At 77.7% G+C, this 3,893-nt stretch carries 3 protein-coding genes and 2 pseudogenes; all 5 read right to left on the reverse strand.

Translation table 11 applies throughout. The annotated features are described in order from the left end of the window. Positions 1–870: pseudogene (locus tag JWR81_RS32315) on the reverse strand (hypothetical protein); the annotation flags it as partial. Positions 871–889: 19 nt separating this feature from the next. Further along, positions 890–1,498, reverse strand: coding sequence for a hypothetical protein (locus JWR81_RS32320; protein ID WP_297661498.1), 609 nt, complete (start codon positions 1,496–1,498; stop codon positions 890–892). 4 nt (positions 1,499–1,502) lie between these two features. Then, a complete protein-coding gene (locus JWR81_RS32325) occupies positions 1,503–2,657 on the reverse strand; it encodes a hypothetical protein (RefSeq protein WP_297661505.1) in 1,155 nt (384 codons plus the stop codon). A 3-nt stretch (positions 2,658–2,660) separates the two neighbouring features. Further along, positions 2,661–3,227 carry a hypothetical protein gene (locus JWR81_RS32330; protein WP_297661507.1) on the reverse strand — a complete coding sequence of 189 codons (567 nt, stop codon included), beginning with the start codon at positions 3,225–3,227 and terminating at the stop codon, positions 2,661–2,663. Further along, positions 3,224–3,893: pseudogene (locus JWR81_RS32335) on the reverse strand (hypothetical protein); the annotation flags it as partial. The pseudogene JWR81_RS32335 and the gene JWR81_RS32330, both read right to left, overlap by 4 nt.

Genomic DNA, 3,893 nt, shown 5'->3' on the forward strand with positions numbered 1-3,893 from the left:
GGAGATCTCCATGAAGTCGACCTCGCCGCCGGACGGCCAGTCCTCCGCGTCGGGCCAGAGCAGCAGCAGGGCGTTGTAGGAGGGATCGCCGACCGGCGCGCGGACGCGACCCTCCCAGCGGCCGTACCGCTGCCCGGGGTTCCACGCCATGCCCGCGGTGGTGCCGGACGCGTCGCCGGTGACGGTCATGATCCCGTCGGTGAGCGAGACGGCCGACGGCGAGCGCCTGCCCTGGCCGCCGTGCCCGGCGCCGTCGTACACGCCCCACTGGTCGGTGCCCGAGCTGAAGTCGTCCTCTCGGTTCGGGGTGCCCCAGCCCAGCGTCGCGGCGGCGGTGGTGCCCTCGGAGCCGGGACCCCGTGACTGCCCGTCCGCCGTGTCGTTGCTGCCGGTGGCGTTGCCGGCGGTGGAGCTGTCACCGGAGCTGGGGGAGTCGCTCCCGTCGCTCCGACCAGGGACTCCGCCGTTCCCCCCACGTGGGTCCGAGCGTTCGCCGGGCTCGCGGCCGGAGGCGCTGCCGGGGTCGGTCGAGGTTCCGGGGGCGCCCGCGACGGGGCCGGGCGCGCCGCCCGAACCGCCCTCAGGTGAGCCGCCTCCGCCGGAACCACCCTCCGGGGAACCGCCTCCGCCGCCCGTGCCGGGTCCGCCCGTGCCGGCTGCGGACGGGTCGGGCCCGGCGCCGCCGCCCGTGTCCCCGGGGCTGCCGTCACTCGTGCTTCCGGCCCGGCCCGGCTCCACCGTGACGACCCGGGACCCGGAGGGCAGGGAGAGCTCGCTCGCGTCGGTGCCCGGCGCCACCAGGATCACCACCACCGCGATCCCGGTGGAGATGTACTTGCGGATCAGCTCCTCGATGTCGTCGATGGTCATGACGGGTGCTCCTGTCGCATCAGTCCTCCCCGGCGGGGGGAACGGGGTTCTCGACGGTCTCGGCGGCGACGAGCCACCGACCGTCCGGCTGACGGGCGAGGACGACCGACGCGCCGACGAGGTCGACCGCCTGTGCCCCGCCCGGTGGACCGGTGGCGGTGCCGACCTCGGCGCGGTAGCCGCGGCGGCTGCCCCCGGCGTCGGCCGCGACGAGCTCCAGGGCCGTGACGGCGGCGGTGCGCAGCGAACCGGCGGGCGGGGGATCCAGCACGATCACGCCGACCGCCGCTGCCGGGCTGCCGGGCTCCGCGTAGCCCGCGGCGCGCAGGTGGGTGCGGCCCGTGTCGCCGGGACGCACCGAGTGGGCGGCGGCGAGGTAGGCCCGCGCGACCGCCCCGGGATCGGTGAGCTCGACGTCCGGGTCCACCGGGGCGGGACCGGCGCCGCGCTCGACCGGCACCGCGGCGACGGCGGCGCGGTCCTCCTCGCTCAGCGCACCGCCGAGTGGTGGATCGCCGGTGGGCGGCGGGTGGAGTGCTCCGGCGGCGCCGACGAGCAGCACCACCAGCACCGCCACGAGGACGGCGACCAGGGTGGCGAGCACCGGGCGTGCGGACGGACGGTTCACGACGTCACTCCCGGAAGCTCACGTGGACGTGGTCGTAGTGGCCGCCGGTGGCGTCGCGGACGTCGTAGACCCCGCCGCCGGTGTAGCGGGTGCCCCAGCTGCCGGCGTCGTCCGTGGTGCCCGGGTCCCAGTACCGGCCCTGCCAGATCAGGTACTTCACGGCGAGCGGGCCGGCGTTGGTGCGCAGCCACTTCGCGATCGTCCAACCGTGGTCGAGCTCGGCACCCGCGGCGAACGTGCCCGGTCTCGTGACCATGAAGTCGCAGGCGCGGCCCTTGGAGTGGTCGCTCCCGGGGTTCCAGGCGTGGGCGTCCCAGCAGCCGGTGCTGTGGATCAGCGGGCCGTCCGTCCAGTCCCCGAACGCCGCCGCCACCGCCTCCAGGCCGTGACGGGCGGCACCGGTGAGGCAGCCGTCCTTCCGCGTGGGGTCGGGAGGCCGGCAGCCCGTGCTGCCGCCGGTCCACGCGGCCGGGGTCGCCGCCGGCGCCGGGGCGGGGGCAGGGGCCGCCGCGGGGGCGACCGGTGCGGCGAACCGCTCCAGGTTCACGTGCACGGCGTGGATGTAGCGGGCGATCACCTGCGCGCAGCGCTCGGCACAGCCGGCCTGCCCGGCCGCGGGGATCCCGGTCCTGCTGCCCGTCACCCGGCCGCAGCCGGCGATGTGGCACACGAGCATCGCGTCGAGTGGAGCGGCCGTCTTCTTCGCGGCCTTCAGGTGCGCGGTGACGGCGCGCAGGTTCGCGCAGATCCACGGCACGGCGACGCGCAGGTGGGCGTCCGCGGAGAGGGCGGGGGCGTCGGCAGGGGGAGGGTCGGACGGCCAGGCCGCCCCTCCGGCGGCGATCCAGGCGCGTTGCCCGAACTGGTAGAGGCCGGCGGCGCCGCCTGCCGTGTCGGCATGCAGTCCGGCGTCCCACCCGGACTCCGCCTGCACCTGCGCCACCACCCACAGCGGTGGCAGCTCGGGGCAGGTCGTGGCGGTCAGGTCGGTGATCAGCGGCAACGACTCGCGGGCCGGTGCGGGGAGCGCGGCCGCGTCCACCCCGGACGACGCAGGCGGGTCGGCGGCCACCGCGGCCGGGGTGCCGACCAGGAGCAGGCCGGTCAGGACGGTGACGCCGAGCGTGGTGAGGCGGCCCAGGACGGGCGGGACGGCCACGGCTCACCCCGCCCGCCCGGCGGCTTCGAGCGCCTCGTCGTCGAGGCAGGCCGTGTCGTGCCGGTCGATGGGCGCCGGGCGCTCCGCACGCTCGACGGGACGTAGCCCGCGCCAGAGCTCGACCGATCGTGGCCGCACGACCACCGGCGGGGCCGGCTGCGCGACCAGCCCGCTCCGCACCACCACGGACGCCACGTGGCGCAGCGAGGCGGCGTAGGCCTGCAGCGGCCGGGGCAGGTGGGCGAAGGGCTGGCCGAGCAGGGCGGCGGCCTCGTCGAGCGGCGGCGGGAGCCCCGCCCAGCGCCCGACGTGGGGGAGCGGGACCACGGCGCCGAACCGCCGCTCCAGCGCCGGCGGCCAGGCGGGGGCGGCGACGAGCAGGACGGGCCGCGGGTGCGCCGGGTTCGTGACCAGAGACTCCGCGACCGCCAGGCCGTCGGTACCGCACACGAGGATGTCGGCTGCACCGTCGCGCAGGCTGCCCTCGCGGGCGTGCAGCGCCGCACGGACCGTGCTCGTGCCGATGCCGGGGCTGAGCCCGACCACGACCGGCGTGCGCGGCCGGCTCACCAGGCACCCCCGGGCCGCGGCTCGACGAGCGGGTCGTCGTCGGCGAGGGCGTGCTCGTCGCCGGTCGCGGCCGGCGGTGCCGGTGGAGGCGCCTCCTGGCCGAGCGTCTCCTCCCACGCGTCGACGACGAGCCTGCCGCCGTCGAGGGTGACGGGGACCGACAGCCGGATCCAGCAGGACGCGAGGCTGCGCCAGCCACGGCCGGTAGGGGCGGGAGCTACCGCGGGCGCCCCCGCGACGTCCGGCTCCGGCTCGGCCGGACCCTCCACCCCGTGGTCACCGACCGACCGGTACGGCGTGACGCGCACCCGGACGTCGACGAGCACGCGGCCCTCGCCGTCGGGGCGGACCAGGCCCGGGAGGGCGAACTCGGCCCGCTGCCGCCCGCGCCCCGACCAGCCGAGCCGGGCCGGGTCGCTGCCCGCGGTGCGCAGGTAGTCGAGCAGGACCCGGCCACGGCGGGCCGGCTCGTCCTCGTCCCAGGACAGGTAGTCGACCGCGAACGCACCGGCCAGGGCGGCGGCCTCCGCCGGATCGGGGGAGCCGGAGCGACCGGAGGGGACCGGGACGGCCGGGATCGACGGGAAGCCGTGCGGGTCGGTCGGGGGATCGTCGGCGGCAGGGTTCCGCGCTGCGGCCGGCCGCGCGGAGCGGGTGGCCGGGCCG

This window comes from Pseudonocardia sp. (genome assembly GCF_025965585.1).
GTDB lineage: Bacteria > Actinomycetota > Actinomycetes > Mycobacteriales > Pseudonocardiaceae > Pseudonocardia.